The sequence below is a fragment of the Nonomuraea sp. NPDC049624 genome, assembly GCF_040675255.1.
In the GTDB taxonomy this organism is placed as follows: Bacteria; Actinomycetota; Actinomycetes; order Streptosporangiales; family Streptosporangiaceae; genus Nonomuraea.
This window is the reverse complement of the sequence record NZ_JBFAOR010000004.1, coordinates 748,960-765,756: the sequence shown is the minus strand read 5'-3', so window position 1 is coordinate 765,756 and position 16,797 is coordinate 748,960. Positions and strand designations below refer to the sequence as shown.

General features: G+C 73.0%; 11 protein-coding genes and 4 tRNA genes. 10 read left to right on the top strand and 5 right to left on the bottom strand.

Translation table 11 applies throughout. From position 1 onward, the window contains the following. Window positions 1-16: 16 nt before the first annotated feature. The 3 genes from AB0J76_RS19875 to AB0J76_RS19865 all read right to left on the bottom strand — a co-directional run bounded on the left by AB0J76_RS19875 (window position 17) and on the right by AB0J76_RS19865 (window position 2,973). Window positions 17-790, bottom strand: coding sequence for an SAM-dependent methyltransferase (locus tag AB0J76_RS19875; RefSeq protein ID WP_352328430.1), 774 nt, complete (start codon window positions 788-790; stop codon window positions 17-19). Between the two features lie 61 nt (window positions 791-851). Further along, the gene (gene glmS / locus AB0J76_RS19870) at window positions 852-2,672 is read right to left on the bottom strand and encodes a glutamine--fructose-6-phosphate transaminase (isomerizing) (protein ID WP_352328429.1); all 1,821 of its coding nucleotides are present in this window, start codon (window positions 2,670-2,672) and stop codon (window positions 852-854) included. A 13-nt stretch (window positions 2,673-2,685) separates the two neighbouring features. Beyond that, window positions 2,686-2,973 carry a hypothetical protein gene (locus tag AB0J76_RS19865; protein ID WP_352328428.1) on the bottom strand — a complete coding sequence of 96 codons (288 nt, stop codon included), beginning with the start codon at window positions 2,971-2,973 and terminating at the stop codon, window positions 2,686-2,688. Between the two features lie 201 nt (window positions 2,974-3,174). Between AB0J76_RS19865 and AB0J76_RS19860 the strand changes: the two genes are divergently transcribed. From AB0J76_RS19860 to AB0J76_RS19830, 7 genes are all read left to right on the top strand, one after another. After that, complete coding sequence (locus AB0J76_RS19860; RefSeq protein ID WP_352328427.1) at window positions 3,175-5,262, top strand: N-acetylmuramoyl-L-alanine amidase; 2,088 nt, start codon at window positions 3,175-3,177, stop codon at window positions 5,260-5,262. Window positions 5,263-5,352: 90 nt separating this feature from the next. After that, window positions 5,353-5,424: transfer RNA gene (locus AB0J76_RS19855), tRNA-Gly, on the top strand. Window positions 5,425-5,439: 15 nt separating this feature from the next. Then, a tRNA-Cys gene (locus AB0J76_RS19850) sits at window positions 5,440-5,510 on the top strand. A gap of 48 nt (window positions 5,511-5,558) precedes the next feature. Continuing rightward, a tRNA-Gly gene (locus AB0J76_RS19845) sits at window positions 5,559-5,630 on the top strand. Between the two features lie 19 nt (window positions 5,631-5,649). Beyond that, window positions 5,650-5,721, top strand: a tRNA-Val gene (locus AB0J76_RS19840). A gap of 644 nt (window positions 5,722-6,365) precedes the next feature. Then, window positions 6,366-7,607 (top strand): serine hydrolase domain-containing protein, encoded by a 1,242-nt coding sequence (locus tag AB0J76_RS19835; RefSeq protein ID WP_352328312.1) that lies wholly within the window; start codon window positions 6,366-6,368, stop codon window positions 7,605-7,607. 364 nt (window positions 7,608-7,971) lie between these two features. After that, complete coding sequence (locus AB0J76_RS19830; protein WP_352328313.1) at window positions 7,972-8,499, top strand: hypothetical protein; 528 nt, start codon at window positions 7,972-7,974, stop codon at window positions 8,497-8,499. A 44-nt stretch (window positions 8,500-8,543) separates the two neighbouring features. Here AB0J76_RS19830 and AB0J76_RS19825 read toward each other — a convergent pair whose 3' ends face one another. Further along, entirely contained in the window at window positions 8,544-9,074 is a 531-nt protein-coding gene (locus tag AB0J76_RS19825) for a tetratricopeptide repeat protein (RefSeq protein WP_352328314.1), read from the bottom strand. Beyond that, window positions 9,071-11,941 (bottom strand): AAA family ATPase, encoded by a 2,871-nt coding sequence (locus AB0J76_RS19820; protein ID WP_352328315.1) that lies wholly within the window; start codon window positions 11,939-11,941, stop codon window positions 9,071-9,073. Before AB0J76_RS19820 ends, AB0J76_RS19825 begins: the two co-directional genes overlap by 4 nt. A 285-nt stretch (window positions 11,942-12,226) precedes the next feature. Between AB0J76_RS19820 and AB0J76_RS19815 the strand changes: the two genes are divergently transcribed. The 3 genes from AB0J76_RS19815 to AB0J76_RS19805 are packed head-to-tail and all read left to right on the top strand — an operon-like array spanning window position 12,227 to window position 16,765. Then, window positions 12,227-14,509, top strand: coding sequence for a TOMM precursor leader peptide-binding protein (locus AB0J76_RS19815; RefSeq protein ID WP_352328316.1), 2,283 nt, complete (start codon window positions 12,227-12,229; stop codon window positions 14,507-14,509). A gap of 39 nt (window positions 14,510-14,548) precedes the next feature. Beyond that, window positions 14,549-15,898 (top strand): SagB family peptide dehydrogenase, encoded by a 1,350-nt coding sequence (locus AB0J76_RS19810; RefSeq protein ID WP_364390060.1) that lies wholly within the window; start codon window positions 14,549-14,551, stop codon window positions 15,896-15,898. Window positions 15,899-15,952: 54 nt separating this feature from the next. Continuing rightward, entirely contained in the window at window positions 15,953-16,765 is an 813-nt protein-coding gene (locus AB0J76_RS19805; protein WP_352326172.1) for an HlyD family efflux transporter periplasmic adaptor subunit, read from the top strand. Window positions 16,766-16,797: the final 32 nt, after the last annotated feature.

The window sequence follows — 16,797 nt, the reverse complement described above, 5'->3', positions numbered from 1 at the left end:
TCGGCCTATACCGGAGTCAGTCCTGCTTCGTGGCCACCCCGGCCATCAGGGACGACGGCAGCGACCAGTCGCCCACCAGCTTGGGCCGGTCCGGCCGCCAGTCCACGGCCTGCACCAGTCCGGGCGGGTCGAGCGCGAAGCCGCCGAAGAACGCGCGGATCTCGGCCGGGCTGCGGTCGGCCCCGCCCGAGCCGGACGAGCCGCGCCGTTCCCTGCGCGGGCTCTCCTCCTCCGACAGGCGTCCCATCGAGGTGGCGTGGGAGATCACCAGACGGCTGCCGGGCGCGACCGCCTCGCGCAGCGCCGCCACCGCGCCCTGCGGATCGGCCGCGTCGGGCAGGAAGTGCAGGATCGACACCAGCACGATCGCGACCGGCCGCGACAGGTCCAGGAACCGGCCCGCGCGGGCCAGCACCTCCTCGTGGTCGAGCAGGTCGGCTTCCAGGAAGGCGGCCCGGTCCGTGCCGGCGAGCAGGGCCCTGGCGTGCGCGGCGACGACCGGGTCGTCGTCGACGTAGACGACCCTGGCCGACGGCGCGACCTCGTGCACGCTGCCCTGCGTCGGCAGCCCGCTGCCCAGGTCGATGAACTGGGTGATCCCCGCGGCGGCGACGTAGCGCACGGCACGCTGGAGGAAGGCCCGGTTCGCGCGGGCCAGCGGGACCGCCTCCGGGACCAGCTCGGCGAGCTGGTCGATCGCCAGGCGGTCGACCGCGAAGTTGTCCGTCCCGCCGAGCATGTAGTCGTACATGCGTGCGAGATTCGGAGTGTGGGGGTCGAACTGCCGCACAGTAATGAATTTATGTGGTAAGCAGCCAGATAACACTACCCTGCGAGGATTGTGGCGGAATTTATTCCACAGTCACGCTCTTGGCGAGATTGCGAGGCTTGTCCACGTCCCTGCCGAGGGCGACCGCCGCGTGGTAGGCCAGCAGCTGGAGCGGGATCGTCAGCAGCAGCGGGTCGAGCTCGATCTCGTTCTTCGGGATCACGATCACGTCGTCGGCCAGCTTGGCGTCGGGCTCGCGGTGGCCGACCATGAGCACCTGGCCGCCGCGGGCACGGATCTCGCCGAGCGTGGTGAGGTTCTTGTCGAGCAGCTCGTCGTCGGGGACGATCGCGACCGTCGGCATGTCCGGGCCGATCAGCGCGAGCGGGCCGTGCTTGAGCTCGCTGGCCGGGTACGCCTCGGCGTGCACGTACGAGATCTCCTTGAGCTTCTGCGCGCCCTCGCGGGCCACCGGGTAGCCCCTGACCCGGCCGACGAACATCATGCTCGGGTGCTTGGCGTACTTCTGCGCCAGCTCGGCGATCTTGTCGCCCTGGGCGAGGATCTCCTCGATCTGGCCGGGCAGCCGGCGCAGGCCCTCCACGATGCGCCGCCCGTCGGCCGGCGACAGGTCGCGCACCCGGCCCAGGTGCAGCGCCAGCAGCGCGAAGGCGACCGAGGTCGAGGTGAACGCCTTGGTCGAGGCGACCGACACCTCGGGCCCGGCGTGCAGGTAGATGCCGCCGTCGACCTCGCGGGCGATGGCGCTGCCCACGGCGTTGACGATGCCGATCACCCGGCCGCCCTTGCGCTTGAGCTCCTGGACGGCGGCCAGCGTGTCGTAGGTCTCGCCCGACTGGCTGATCGCGACGTAGAGGGTGTCGGGGTCCACGACGGGGTTGCGGTAGCGGAACTCGCTGGCCGGCTCGGCGTCGGCCGGGATGCGCGCCAGCTCCTCGATGAGCTGCGCGCCGATCTGCCCCGAGTAGTACGCCGACCCGCAGCCGATGATCTTCACCCGGCGGAACGAGCGCGTCTCGCGGGCGTCCATGTTCAGGCCGCCGAGGTGGGCGACGTGGAAGCGCTCGTCGAGGCGGCCGCTCATCGTGCGGGTCATCGTCTCGGGCTGCTCGGAGATCTCCTTGAGCAGGTAGTGCTCGTAGCCGCCGGTGTCGTAGTGGCCGGCGTCCCAGTCGACGGTCAGCGGCTCCTTGGCGGTCTCGCGGGCGTCGCTGGCGAAGGTGTGGAAGCCGTCGGCCTTGAGCACGGCCAGCTCGCCGTCCTCCAGGTGCACGACCTGGCGGGTGTAGCGGACCAGGGCGGCGACGTCGGAGGCGGCGAACATCTCCTTCTCGCCGATGCCGAGCACGATCGGGCTGCCGTTGCGCGCCACGACCACCTCGCCCGGCCGCTCGGCGTCGATCACCGCGATGCCGTACGTGCCGACGATGGTCTTGAGCGTCTTCCTGACCGCCTCCTCCAGGGAGTCGTTCTCGTCGGCGGCGCGGGCGATCAGGTGGGCCAGGACCTCGGTGTCGGTCTCGGACAGGAACTTCACGCCGTCGGCCTCAAGCTTGGCGCGCAGCTCGCCGGCGTTCTCGATGATGCCGTTGTGCACGACCGCGATGCGCTGGTCGGCCGACAGGTGCGGATGGGCGTTCTCGTCGCTGGGCACGCCGTGGGTGGCCCAGCGGGTGTGGCCGATGCCGTGGTTGCCCTTGAACCGCACCGGCACGACCTTGGCCAGGTCGGCGACGCGGCCCTTGACCTTGCGGACCTTGAGTCCCTTGTTCGACACCACGACCCCGGCGGAGTCGTAGCCCCGGTACTCAAGCCGCTGCAGCCCTTCCAGCAGGATGGGCGCCGCGTCCTTGGGGCCCACGTAGGCCACGATTCCGCACATCGAGGTCTCCTCTTTATCCGTAGACGATCCTGCGGAGCTGCCGCAGCGACAGCTCTGGTGCCGCTACCCGGCGTGCGGGTAACTCGGCGGCGATCCGGGGGAAGATCTCGTCGTTGGTCAGGCCGCGGGCCTTGAGCTCGCCGTGACGGCGGCGTACGAACTCCTCGACCGGCTCGGAGAAGTACGACAACACGTCGGCGACCACGCGGGCCGCCTCTCCTGGGTCGAGCGCGCTCGTCCGGGTGAGATGGGCGATGAGGTCTTCGTAGGGATGCCGCGCCGTGGACACAGACGAGGACATTACGCACCTGGAGCGAGACACGCCAACATCCTGCCCGGAATCGGGCAGGATTTAACTTCAGGACGCTTCGCTTCTCCCCCTGCCGATCTCCGGGCGGCGGGCCAGCGATTCTCATCCGTATCATCCGACCCGTCTGACACATCCCTTTCTGGGAATGGTTACGTTTGGTGATCGAGCAGTGCCTTTCCGTGGGGAGATGTCATGCAGCTTCGGCTTGCCGCCGTCCTGGCCGCCAGCTTGTCCGCCGGGGTGGGCGTCGTCGCCGGCGGCCCGGTCGTTCCGGCCGCGCCCGCCGTCACGGGCGGCGCGGGCGGCGCGGGCGTCCGTGAGCAGGGGCGGCAGGCCGACTTCGCGGCGGCCGCGGCGGAGTTCGGGGTGCCGGTGAGCGTGCTGCTCGGGGTGTCGTACCTGGAGTCCCGGTGGGACGCCAACGGCGGCCGTCCCAGCACGGCGGGCGGATACGGCCCGATGCACCTGGTGGACGTCGTGGCCGCCGAGCAGGCGGGCCCGGCCCCGGAGGGCTTCGCGCCGGGCGACGCCAGAGGCGACGACAGCCGCCCGCTCCCCCGCTCGGCGGCGCGGTCGGCGGCGCGGTTGATGGCGGGGGCCGGCACGTCGGCGGGCGTGGTGCCGGAGGCGACGCTTGCCCTGGCCGGGCGGCTGGCCGGGGTCGCGCCGCGGGCGCTGCGCGCGGACCCGCGCGCCAACATCAGGGGCGGCGCCGCCCTGCTCGCCTCCTACCAGCGCCGTCCCAGCCCCGACCCGGCCGACTGGTACGGGGCCGTCGCCCGCTACTCGGGCACGCGCGACCCGCTCGCCGCGCGGTCGTTCGCCGACGAGGTGTTCGCGGTGCTGCGCGAGGGCGTCGCGCGCCGCACGGACGACGGCTTCGACGTGCGGCTGGACGCCGTGCCCGGCCTGCGCCCGCCCGCGGCCCCGGCCAAGAGCGCGACCGGCGACGACTCCGACGAGGACGACGACCCGTTCTTCTTCTCCGACATGGAGCCCGAGGGCGACGACGACTCGGAGTCGGCCGACGAGTCCGACTGGGACGTGCCCGCCCAGGACGAGCAGCCGCTGACCGCCGCCGACTCCGCCGGATCGTCGGCCGAGTGCCCGAGCAGCCTCAGGTGCGAGTGGATGCCGGCCGCGCACGAGAGGTACGGCAGGAAGAAGGACCGCGGCTACGGCAACCACGACCGGGTCGCGGGCCGCCGCCAGGTCGACTACATCGTCATCCACGACACCGAGGGCGGCTACCAGGGCATTCCGTCGATGGTCGGCAACCCGAGGTACGTGAGCTGGCACTACACGGTCCGCTCCCGGGACGGGCACGTCGCCCAGCACGTCCCGACGAACGACATCGCCTGGCACGCCGGCAACTGGGACTTCAACGCCCGCTCGATCGGCATCGAGCACGAGGGCTACCTGGCCAGGGGCTCCTGGTACACCGAGGCGATGTACCGGTCGTCGGCCAGGCTGGTGCGCTACCTCGCCGGCCGGTACGGCATCGCGCTCGACCGCGCCCACATCCTGGGCCACGACAACGTGCCGGGCGCCACGGCCCAGGCGGTCGCCGGCATGCACGAGGACCCCGGCCCCTACTGGGACTGGGCGCACTACTTCGAGCTGATGAACCACCCGATCAAGGGCGACGGGACGGGCTCGTCGGTGATCATCCGGCCGTCCTACGAGGACAACCGGCCGTACTACACCGGCTGCGTCAGCACCAAGCCCGGCCGCCGGTGCCCGGAGCACGGCGCGGCCAGCGTGTGGCTGCACACCCGGCCGAGCGAGAGCGCCCCGCTGGTCACCGACGCCGGCAAGCACCCCGGGAAGCCGAGCACGTACAGCGTCTACGACCACAGCGCGCGCGCCTCGACCGGGCAGCGGTTCGCGGTGGCCGGACGGCAGGGCGACTGGACGGCGATCTGGTACCTGGGGCAGCGGGCCTGGTTCCTCAACCCGTCCTCCGCCCCCACGGCCGTGCCGGCGAAGGGCCCGCTGGTCACGCCGCTGGCCGCGGGCACCAAGGTGTACGGCCGCGCCTACCCGGAACGGTCGGCCTACCACGGGGGCGGGGTCCAGCCGCTGACGCCGCTGCAGTACCGGATCGGGCCGGGGCAGTCGTACTCGCTGGGCGGCACCTTCACCGGCTCCTTCTACTCGGCCGGCGCCTTCAACCCGGCCAGGCACGTGCGGGTCACGGGGTCCGTCCGGTACCACCAGATCCAGCTCGGGCATCGTGTCATGTTCGTCCAGGCCAAGGATGTGCGCGTCATCCGCTGAATTTCGCCCCACGGGGCTCGGGCTGCGCACGGGCACTCCGCGAAGACGATATGGTTTTCCCGTGGCCCCGCGAGTTCGCGGGGGATTCACGCGGAAGTGGCTCAGTGGTAGAGCATCACCTTGCCAAGGTGAGGGTCGCGGGTTCGAATCCCGTCTTCCGCTCGGAGTCATACTCCTGGTGGAGTGGCCGAGAGGCGAGGCAGCGGCCTGCAAAGCCGTCTACACGGGTTCAAATCCCGTCTCCACCTCGGTGGTACAACGGACTCTCCTGGGTCCGGTAAAGTTAAGTGCGCCATGCGGAAGTGGCTCAGTGGTAGAGCATCACCTTGCCAAGGTGAGGGTCGCGGGTTCGAATCCCGTCTTCCGCTCTGAGTGACAACTCAACAAGGACGATTAGCTCAGCGGGAGAGCGCTTCCCTGACACGGAAGAGGTCACTGGTTCAATCCCAGTATCGTCCACTCACGCTCTTCGGAGTCAGGCCGGGTTTCGGTCCGGTCCGGACAGCGGTCAAGCCCCAGCGGACGGCAGATGCCGGACGACTGGGGCTTCTTCGTTTCGACGACCGGGCCGCCGGCCTCCTCCCAGGCACCAAGACCACCCTGCCTTTCCCGGCGAAGCCCGCCCGCGGCTGCGGAAGCCCGTCCCCAGGCCGTCGGACCGCCGGCCCCGGGGACTGTACGGAGTTCGGACCTCCAGGCCGGCCGGCCGCTCGTCCTCGCCCGGCAGGTCACGTCCCCCAGGTCGTCGGTACGAAACCGCCGCGTCACCGTGTTGCCCAGCCGGCGCAGATCCGGCCTCGGGCCGCGCTCGCCCAGCGGTGAGCGCGGCCCGATCAGGGACCGTTCTTCGTCGGCGAGGTCTCCCCCATGTTCGACGGCCTGCCAGGGCCGCCGGCCACAGCCCCGGGCTGTCGCGCGGCCTGCGGCCAGTGCCCTGATGTCGGGAATTCGATGTATCGCGGACGTATCGAAAAGCGCATACGCCACCGCAACAGTCCTCCCTCTTCAGTAGTGCCACCGGCCACATGGTGGTGATCGGCTGCCGACGGCGGGCGCGGTCAGACCTGCAGCGGTCGGTTCGTCGTCAGGAAAGGACCGTGATCATGGACTCTGCAGGTGGCGTCGGCCGGCGGCGGCTGCTCGGGTGGAGCGGGCTCGCGGCGGCCGGCGTGGTGGCGGCCGGCGCGCCGCTGGCAGGCGGGCGGCCCGGCAACCGGCAGCGCCGTCCGGCCGCGACCGGCCCCGGCATCCCGCCGGACACCCGTCCCGGCGGAGACTACGACCGGTACGTGGCGAAGCTGGCCGCGGACGGCAGGTTCTCCGGCGTGGTGCTGCTGTCGCACCGGGGCCGGACGGTGCTGTCCCGCAGCTACGGCATGGCGGACAAGGAGAAGGGGATCCGCATTCACGAAGGCACCGCGTTCAGCCTCAGTTCGGCGGGCAAGCCGTTCGGCGCGGTGGCCGTCCTGCAGCTGGTGCAGCAGGGCAAGGTGAAGCTGTCGGACACGGTGGGCACCCACCTGACCGGCTACGCCAAGGACGTCGCCGAGCAGGTGACCGTCCATCACCTGCTCTCCGGCACCTCCGGGCTGAGCACCCCGGAGGAGGACCCGCAGCGCATCTTCCGGAGCCGGGAGGAGGTGCACGAGTTCTACGAGCGGTGGGCCCGGAAGGCGAAGCTGGTGGCCGCCCCTGGCACCCCCACCGACCACGCCGGCGCCGACGTCGTCATCCCGGCGCTGATCGTGGAGGCGGTGACCGGCAGGACGTACTGGGACTACGTCGAGGAGAACATCTTCAAACGCTGCGGCATGACCGGCTCGGCGTTCTACACCAGGCGGCAGTGGCTCACCGATGCGCACATCGCGCACCCTCACATGACGCTGGCTGACGGCAGTGTGGTGGACGCCGTCCGCAACCTGGGCAAGAGCAGCTCGAACCGGTCCACGCCGGGCAAGAACCCGGGCCGCGGCTTCATCGACGCCCCAGGGGACGGGGGCTTCGCCACCGCACCGGATCTGGTCCGGTTCGCGCACGCCCTGAGCGAAGGCACGGTGCTGGAACGGCCCTGGGCCGAGGTGCTCACCGCGCCCAGGTCCCCCCACGGGCCGCAGTCGTTCGGGGCCTACCACATGCCGGTCCGCATCGTCAGCGGTCAGTGGGTGCACGGGCGCGCCGGCGCCAACCCCGGTGTCGGCGCCAGCTGGAACATCTACCCGTACACCGGCTGGGTCGGTGTCATCCTCAGCAACACCGACGGCGGGACGCTGCAGGAGCTGACCGGGCGGGAGATACAGGCTGTCACCGGCGGCACGCCTGGCGGGGGCGGGGGCGGGGGCGGCTGAGGTGGTCCGGCGGTCGACACGAGGAGAACGGAGCTCCTGACGTTTCCTGTGGCCACCGCAGCCCGATGCCGGCCGGTCACGGCGCAGGGGACGTCGCCGCCAGGTGATCGACTCCGCGGCCACACCTTTGAGAGGCCCTTCGAGCGAGCGAGGAGTTGGTCATGGATCGCATGGTGGAGATCGCCATTCCGGTCTACAACGAGCAGCATGTGCTGGCGTGCAGCGTGCGCAGACTGCACACCTATCTGGCAGAGACGTTCCCCTACCGGTTTCGGATCACGATCGCCGACAACGCCAGCGTCGACGAACGTGGCAGGTCGCGCAGGAGCTGGAGAACTACGCGGCGTTCAGCTTCGCCAAGGGGGTGTTCCACCCGTACTACACCACGTCGCTGGCCCCCGCGATCGCCGCACTGGCCGGAGTGGGCGGGGTGTTGTTGTACGGCGCGTACCGGGGGCCGGTCCGGTGGTCGTGGGTGCTGCCCGGGGGCGTCGCTGTCACGGGGGCGTGGTCGTTCGCGCTGCTGAACCGGACGCCCGACTGGATTCCATGGCTGCGCTGGGTGATCGTGGCGGGGAACGGTCAGGCCGGGAACGGTCAGGCGCCGCCCCAAGGGCGGGGCGGCATGCTCGTGGTGACGACCGGCGAGCCGGTGATCGCGATGGGCGGCTTCACCGGGCAGGACCCGGCGATGACGGTGGCCAGGCTGCAGGAGTACGTCCGCCGAGGCGAACTGCGCCACATCGTGATCGGCGGGCCGGGCCGGAGCGGCCCCATGAGCGGCGACCCCGCCATCGCCCAATGGGTGCGGCAGCACGGCACGAGGGTTCCCGCGAGCACATACGGCGGCACGTCCGGCGAGGGCGGCGGTGAACTGTACCGGCTCGGCTGAGGGAGCAGGATGAAGCCCCGGCGACCGGCCGTCCGGCGGATCAGTCAGCGATCGGCGCCCGCGTCGAGTGATCGCAGGGCCGCCCGGGTTCTGGCGATCAGCTCGAGGTCGCCTCCGGCCGTGCGCAGGGCGAGGGCCTCCTGCAGCACCTCGCGTGCCTCCTGCGTGCGGCCCAGGTCGGCCAGGGTCTTGCCGAGATGCTGGAGCGAGAAGCACACCATCTCCGGCACCTCCTTCCTGGCGAGGGCGAGCATCGCGCGGCACAGGGCTTCCGAGGCTGCCGCGTCCCCTGCGTACCGATGGGCGTCGGCCAGGTTGAGCGACGCGGCGATCCGCCTGCCGCTCGTGTCCGCCAGGTCGAGCGCACGGTTCAGGTGGCGGATCGCGTCGCCGTACTCGCCCAGAACCAGCAGCCCGATCCCGAGCGCGCGCAGCGTGGTGTGGTCGGCGGGGTCCCGGGCGCGGGCCGCGTCGACGAGTGCGGTGAGCAGGCCGCGGTCGCGGGGGACCATCCGCTGGCGTTCGTCGTAGGTGACGAGCCGGTTGACTGCCTGGAACAGGCCTGGGTGGCTCACAGGTACTCGTGGGGGCCGGTGGGCACGGGTTCGGCGGCGGGCGGGTCGTCGTCGGACAGGCCGGTGAGGATGACGGCGAGTTCGGCGCGGGTGTGGATGCCGAGCTTGCGGTAGATGCGGGCCAGATGGGTGTCCACGGTGCGCTTGCTGATCGACAGCGTCGTGGCCACCTCCAGGTTGCTCATCCCGCGCAGCACCAGGTCGGTGACCCGGCGTTCGCCGACGGTCAGCACGTGGTCGTCCTGGCCGGGGGTGAGGGTGGCGACGCGGGCCGGGGCGGTGGCGGCGCGGTGCTTGTCGGCCAGCGCGGCCAGGCGGCCCGCGCCGCAGTCGGCGGCCAGCCGCAGCGCCAGGGCCAGCGTCTCGTGGGCCTTGCCGTCGTCGCCGGCCTGCCGCTGGGCGATGCCGAGGCGCAGCAGGGCCCTGGCGTGTTCGAGCCGGGCGCCCCGGCTGCCCAGCAGGGCGACGGCCTCGTGCAGCATGTCGAGCCGGACCCGGCCCTCGTGGGCGAGGCTGCCCGCGCTGAGCGCGCGGGCGACGACGGTGGGCGCGCCCCAGGCGCGGGCCAGCTCCAGCTCCCGTTCGGCCACGATGCGGGCCGCCGAGCGCTCCCCGGACAGGACGTAGGCCAGGATCGAGTTCGTGCCCCAGGGCACGCAGGCCGGGTTGGTGATGCCGGCGGCGGTCAGGCGGCGGCCGCACTCCAGCAGGGTCAGCAGGCCGTCGCGCGGGCGGCCCTGCGCGAGCCGGAGGCGGCCCAGGGCGTCGAGGGCCTGTCCGGAGATCAGGGGGTGCCAGTCGCCGTAGGGGGCGACCGACTTCAGCGCGGACTCCGCGGCCTCCAGGTCGCCGAACTCCACCAGCACCCGGGCGGCGCAGGCGGCGGCGGCCACGTGGAAGCCCTCGGCCTGGCACTCGCGCGCGCTGGCGACGGCGGCCTCGGCGTCGGCCAGCCCGGCCTCCAGGCTGCCGAGCTGGTAGCGCACCTCGGCCCTGGTCAGCAGCGCCAGCGCCAGGCCGGTGCCGGAGCCGGCCTCCTGGGTCTCGCTGACCAGGCGTTCGGCCCAGTAGGAGGCCTCGTCGAGGCGGTCGCCCCACACCAGCGGCAGCACGGCGGCCGCCGGCACCGGGCCCTGGCCGTCGAGGCAGCGCCGGGTCTGGGCGAGCGTGCGCGGCAGGCTGCGGCCCCGCGCGCCGGTGGCCAGGGCCAGCACGCTGAGGAACTCCCGGGCCGCCGGGCTGACCAGCGTGCCGAGGGAGCGTCCGAGCCGGCGCAGGCCGAGCCGTCCGGCCGAGCGGCCCCACAGCAGCGCCTGGGCGGCGAACACGAGCAGCAGGTCGGCCCCGCCGAACTGCGGGGCGGCGGCGGCGCTCTCGGCCGCGCCGGCGAAGACCTCGGCGGCCTCGGCGGAGTTCGCGGTGACCAGGATGTCGGCGAACGGCGCCAGCGACATCAGGGCGTGCGGGGCCGTCCTGACCCGGCCGTAGGCCGTGCGCAGGTGGCGCAGGCAGGCGGGCAGGTCGCGGTGCTTCTCCACGGCGCCCAGCTCGGCGGTGACCTCCAGCACGGTGTCCTGGTCGTCGCTCTCGGCCAGCGCGCGGTGCAGGTAGCCGGTCGCGTCCTGCCACGAGTGCCTGGCGGCGGCCTCGCCGGCGGCCTCGCGCAGCACGGTGACGGTGAGCGGGTCGCCGGTCGGGCCGGCCGACATCAGGTGGCGGGCCGAGCGGCGCAGCGGCGCGCCCAGCCGGTACAGCAACGCCGCGGTACGGCGGTGCAGCCGGTCGCGCTCGCCCGGGTCCATCCCGGCCAGCACCGCCTGCTGGATGCGCGGATGGGCGAAGCGGTCGGGCGGCGTGCCGGTGACCAGCCCGGCGCGGCGCAGCGTCTCCCCCGCCGCCCTGGCGGTGTCCTGGCCGTGCCCGGCGATCATGGAGGCGACCTCCATGCCGTCCTCGGGCGCCACGATGGCCAGGCTGCGCAGCAGGTCGACGCCCGCGGCGTCCACGCCGGAGCCGCTGCCGGACAACCAGCCGAGCGCGGTCTCGGTCAGCGCCAGCGCGCCGATCTCCAGCACCCGGGGCAGCTCGCCGCTCACCGGGCGCACGCCGGACCGGCCGAGCCGCCCGGCCAGCTCCCGCAGCAGCAGCGGGTTGCCCTGGGTGAGCCGGTGGCAGGCGGCGGCGACGTCCTCGCCGATCTCCTCCCCGGTCTCCCTGCCGCCGCCGAGCACGGACTCCATGAGCCGGGCGGCGCACTGGGCGCACAGGGGCGCGGGCCGCAGCAGCCGCGTGTACGGCAGCGCCGCCAGGTCCCTGACCAGGTCGTCGGGGCCGCCGGAGTCGGCGCCGGCGCCGGCGGTGGTGAGGACCATCGCGATGGGCAGGCCGTCGAGCCGCCGGGCGATGTAGGAGCACCACTGGGAGGACTGCGGATCGGTGTGGTGCACGTCGTCGACGGCGATGATCAGCGGCCGGTCGCCGGTGAAGGAGCGGGTGGCCCGGTAGAGGCCGTGCAGCAGGTCGGGGGTGACGGGGTGGCCCCGGTCGAGCCCGCCGCCCAGGTCGGGGCCGACGACGGCGCTCCCGCCGGACGGCGGCGCGCGCCCGGCGGTCATGAGCGGTTCGAAGAGCTGGCGGACCACGCCGAACGGGTGGTCGCGCTCGGTGGGGTGGCCCCGGGCCATCAGCAGCAGCGCCCCCACCTCGCCCCTGGCCGCCAGCGCGGCGTTGAGCAAGGTCGTCTTGCCCATGCCCCGGGCCCCCTGGATCAGCAGGACGGAGGGGCCGCCGGCACGGACCCTCGACAACGCCTCCCGCATCGCGGCGGTCTCGACGTCACGGTGTAGCAGCGGCTGTCCCGAAGACATCGCCACTCCCCACAGTTCGGCCCCCCTGAAACTGTCCACCAGGATCATGCCGCCTCAGGCGGGCGGGCTGTCAATACCTGGGCGCACGAATCCGACTAATCCGGACTATTGGCACCAGGTTCAACAGTCGGCCCATGCCGCGGCACATGCGCATTCCCGACGGACCAATACGTATTTTCGCCCGTCGTACCGGTGAAATGCGTACGCCGGAATTACGTCTTTACACCGGATCCGGCCCGATGCGACTCTGCGATCAACCGATATGGACCCGACACGGGGAGGGCCATGGACCGCCCACGTCTCAAGGCGCACTTCACACCCCAGGTCATCGACGGGTCGAAGGTGTTTCTCCTGGCCGAGGGTCAGCACTACCTCGTCCGGTCGGCGGGGGCCGGGAAACTCCTTCCCTACCTGGACGGACGGCGTACCGTCGCGGAGATCGCGAGCGCGCTGAGCGACGAAGTGCCGCTGCCGCAGACGCTGATCGCCATTCGCAAATTCGCCGCATTCGGCCATCTCGCCAATGGCCGCCCGGATTGGCCGGACAGCACGCTGGCATTCTGGGACGCGCAGGGAATTGACCCGGTCCACGCCCATGAGGCGCTCTCCCGCGCCGAATTCACCGTCGTGCCCTGCGCGGGGGCCGATGCCGCGGCGCTGCTCCCGGTGCTGCGCGAGCACGGACTACGCATACGTACGGCGAGCGTGGAGGAGGCGGCCGCCGAGCCCGGCGGGACGATGTCGGTCGTGGTGGCCGGCGACTACCTCGATCCGGCGCTCGACCGGCTCAACGCCGCCTACCTGGCCGCCGGGCACCCGTGGGCGCTGGTGAAGCCGGGCGGGATCACGCTGTGGGTCGGCCCGGTGCTCCAGCCGGGACGTACCGGCTGCTGGGCCTGCCTGGCGCAGCGGCTGACCGGGAACCGGCAGGTCGAGCGGTACCTGGCGGGCAAGCGCGGCGGCGGGGCGCCCTTCCACCCGGCGCGGGAGTCGGCGCCCGCCGGTCCGGCCGTGGCGGGCGGGCTGCTGGCCGTGGAGCTGGCGCGGATCGCCGCCGGGGCGGCCCCCTCGCGGCTGGAAGGCCGGATGACCACCGTCGACCTGCGCACGCTCGGCGTCATGGAGCACACCCTGGTCCGGCTGCCGCAGTGCCCGGCCTGCGGCGATCCCACGCTGATCAGCCAGCGCAGCCCCAAGGTCGCGCTGTCGGCGCGCAGCGCCCGGCACGTCACCGACGGCGGCTACCGCATCGAGCCGCCCGCGCGCACGTACGCCCGGCTGGAGAAGCACATCAGCCCGCTGATCGGCGCGGTCACCCGGCTGCACACCTTCGCCGAGCAGGACAACGGCGTCACCTACAGCTTCACCGCCGGCCACAACTTCGCCATGATCGGCGACAACATGGACCTGCTGCGGCGCAACCTGCGGGGGCAGAGCGGCGGCAAGGGCCGGACCGAGGTGCAGGCCAAGGTGAGCGCGCTGTGCGAGGCCATCGAGCGCTACTCGGGGGTCTGGCGCGGCGAGGAGCCGGTCACCGAGGCCGCCTACGCCGACCTCGACCCTGCGGTGGCCGTCCACCCCGAGTCGCTGCTGCACTTCTCCGACGCCCAGTACGCCGGCCGCGAGGAGTGGAACAAGGACCCCGCGCACCGGCTGCACCTGGTGCCCGAGCGGTTCCGTACGGACCTGCCGATCGACTGGTCGCCCGCCTGGTCGCTGACCGAGGAGCGGGAGCGGCTGGTGCCCGCCGGCTACGCCTGGTACGGCCACCCCGACCTGGAGCGCCACTTCTACTGCGTGGGCGACTCCAACGGCAACGCCTCGGGCAACTCGATCGAGGAGGCCGTCCTGCAGGGCTTCTGCGAGCTGGTCGAGCGCGACGCGGTGGCCCTGTGGTGGTACAACCGGGCCCGGCGGCCGGCCTTCGACCTGGACTCGCTGCGCGACCCGTACGTCGACACCGTGCGCGAGTTCTACCGCGGCATGGACCGCGACCTGTGGCTGCTCGACATCACGACCGACCTCGGCATCCCGGCGTTCGTCGGGGTCTCGCACCGGCTTGGGCACCCGGTGGAGGACGTCATCGTCGGGTTCGGCGCGCACCTGGACCCGCGCATCGCCGCCATCAGGACGCTGACCGAGGTCAACCAGTTCCTGCCCTCGGTGGAGCGGCGCGACGAGCACGGCGAGACGCTCTACCTGGACGACGACGTCGCCACGCTGGCCTGGTGGAAGGAGACCAAGCTGGCCGCGGAGCCGTGGCTGGTGCCCGACCCCGCCGCGCGTCCCCGCACCCTGGCCGACTACGCCCGCTCGGACGGCGGCGACCTGGCCGGTGACGTGCAGACCTGCGTGGCCAGGGCCGCCGCGGCCGGGATCGAGGTCATCGCGCTCGACCAGAGCCGTCCGGACCTGGAGCTCAGCGTGGTCCGGGTGATCGCGCCCGGCATGCGGCACTTCTGGCGGCGGCTCGGCCCCGGCCGGCTGTACGACGTGCCGGTCGCGCTCGGCTGGGTCCCCGAGCCCCGCGCCGAGGACGAGCTCAACCCGACCAGCGTCTTCTTCTGACCGGTTCGCGGGGCCCCTGGTGACGGAGAGGAGCGGGCCATGGACGAGACCAAGCTGCGGCTGCGGCGGGACGCGGAGCTGACCGAGGCGGACGGCGAGGTGCGCGTCTCCACGCCGGCCGGCTCGCTCGGCCTGCGCGGGCTCGACGCCGGCGCCGCGGCCGCCCTGCGGATCCTGGCCGGCGGCGACGCGGGCGAGACCGCCCTGGCGGCGATGGTGGGCGAGGCCGGGCTGCTGCGCTGGAACCTGCTGGTACGCCGCCTGTCCAGGGCCGGCCTGCTGGAGTACGCCGCGGCGGGGGCCCGGCTGCGCCCGGTCGGCGCCGGGAACGTGGAGCCCGCGCCCGCGCCGGCGGCGGACACGCCGATCAGGTTGTCGCGCTTCGCCGTCGTCACCGCCGGGGAGGGCGTGCTGACCGTGCGCTCCCCGCGCAGCCCGGCGGCGGTCGAGCTGTCGCCCGCCGCCTGCGGGCTGCTCGGCGCGCTGGCGTCCTGGACGACCCCGGCGGAACTGGCGAACGACGGCGGCCAGGGGCGGGCGCAGGTGCTGCGGTTCCTGGCGGCGGCGGGCGTGCTCGCCACCGGCCCGGAGGACGACGACCTGCGCCAGGCCCAGTGGCACCCGCGCGACCTGTGGCTGCACGCCCACAGCCGCGGCCCCCGCTGCACCGGCCGCTACGGCGGCACGTACGCCTTCACCCCCCGCTTCGGCCCGGTGCCCGCCGATCCCCCGCCGTTCGCCGGCGAGCGGATCGAGCTGCCGCGCCCCGATCTGGAGCTGCTGGCCAAGACCGACCCCAGCCTCACCGACACGCTGGAACGCCGCCGCTCCCTGCGCGAGCACGACCCGGACGCGCCCATCACCCTGACCCAGCTCGGCGAGCTGCTCTACCGGACGATGCGGCGGCGGGCCGTGTTCACCTCGCCGGACGGCCAGGAGCTGACCGACCGGCCCTACCCCTCCGGCGGCTCGGTGCACGAGCTGGAGGTCTATCCGCTGATCGTGTCCTGCCAGGGGGCCGAGCCTGGGCTGTGGCACTACGACACCGCCGGGCACGCGCTGGAACTGGTCTCGCCGCCCGCCCCCGCCGTGCGGGCACTGGTCGAGCGCGCCAGGTCGGCGGCCCAGCTCACCGGCGACCCGCAGGTGGTGCTGACCGTCACCGCCCGCTTCGGCCGGGTGATGTGGAAGTACGAGACGATCGGCTACTCGCTGGTCCTCAAGCACGTGGGCGTGCTCTACCAGACGCTCTACCTGGCCGGCACGGCCATGGACCTGGCCGTGTGCGCGCTGGGCGGCGGGGACGCCGCCGACTTCGCGCTGGCCAGCGGCCTGGACTACCTGACCGAGGGCAGCGTCGGCGAGCTGATCGTCGGCAGCCGGCGGTGATGGGCACATGACGGCACGACGGCGGCCCGGCGGCCGCTCCCAGGGGACGGCGTGATGAAGTTCCGGTTCAAGGCGTTGCAGCGCATGCGGGAGCCCGACGAGCTGGACTCGCCGACGCTGCTGGCCTCTCCGCGCGGGTGGATCGCCACGTTCGTGGTGCTGATCATCGTGATGGCCGCGGGGGTGTGGTTCTTCGCCGGACGGCTGCCGGTCACGGTGCCCGCGGCGGGGCTGCTGACGCATCCCGGCGGCACGGCGCGGCTGCAGAGCCCGTACGGCGGGACGGTGCGCTCGATGCTCGTCCAGCCGGCCGAGGCGGTGCGGCAGGGCCAGGCGGTGGCGGTCATCGCCGCCGACGGCGGGTCGGAGCAGGTGGTGCGCAGCCCGTTCGGCGGGCGGGTGGTCGCCGGCTCCGCCGTGCCGGGGCACGTGGTCAGGGAGGGCGAGGAGCTGCTGCTCATCGAGCGTACGGACGCGCCGGGCGACCGGCTGGTGGCGATGTTGTTCGTGCCGGTCGACCGGGCGATGGGCGTGGTGCCGGGCAAGCCGGTCGATCTGGCGGTCTCCTCGGCGCCGCCCGGCGCGTACGGGCTGCTGCGCGGCCGGGTCGCGTCGGTCAGCGCCTACCCCGTGATGACCGAGCAGGCCGCCGACCTGGTGGGCGGCGAGGACCCGGCGCGCGGCTACCTGCGCGGCACGCCGTCCAGGCTGGTGATCGTGGACCTGGTGCGCGACGCCGGCACGCCGTCCGGCTACGCCTGGTCGACCAGGACGGGGCCGCCGGTGGGCCTGCAGTCGCAGGTGTCCGTCAGCGGCGCGATCGGGCTGGGCAGCCAGACGCTGTTCGACCTGCTGCTCGGGCGTTGAGGTGGGCCGCGTGAAGTGCGCCGCCGCCCGGC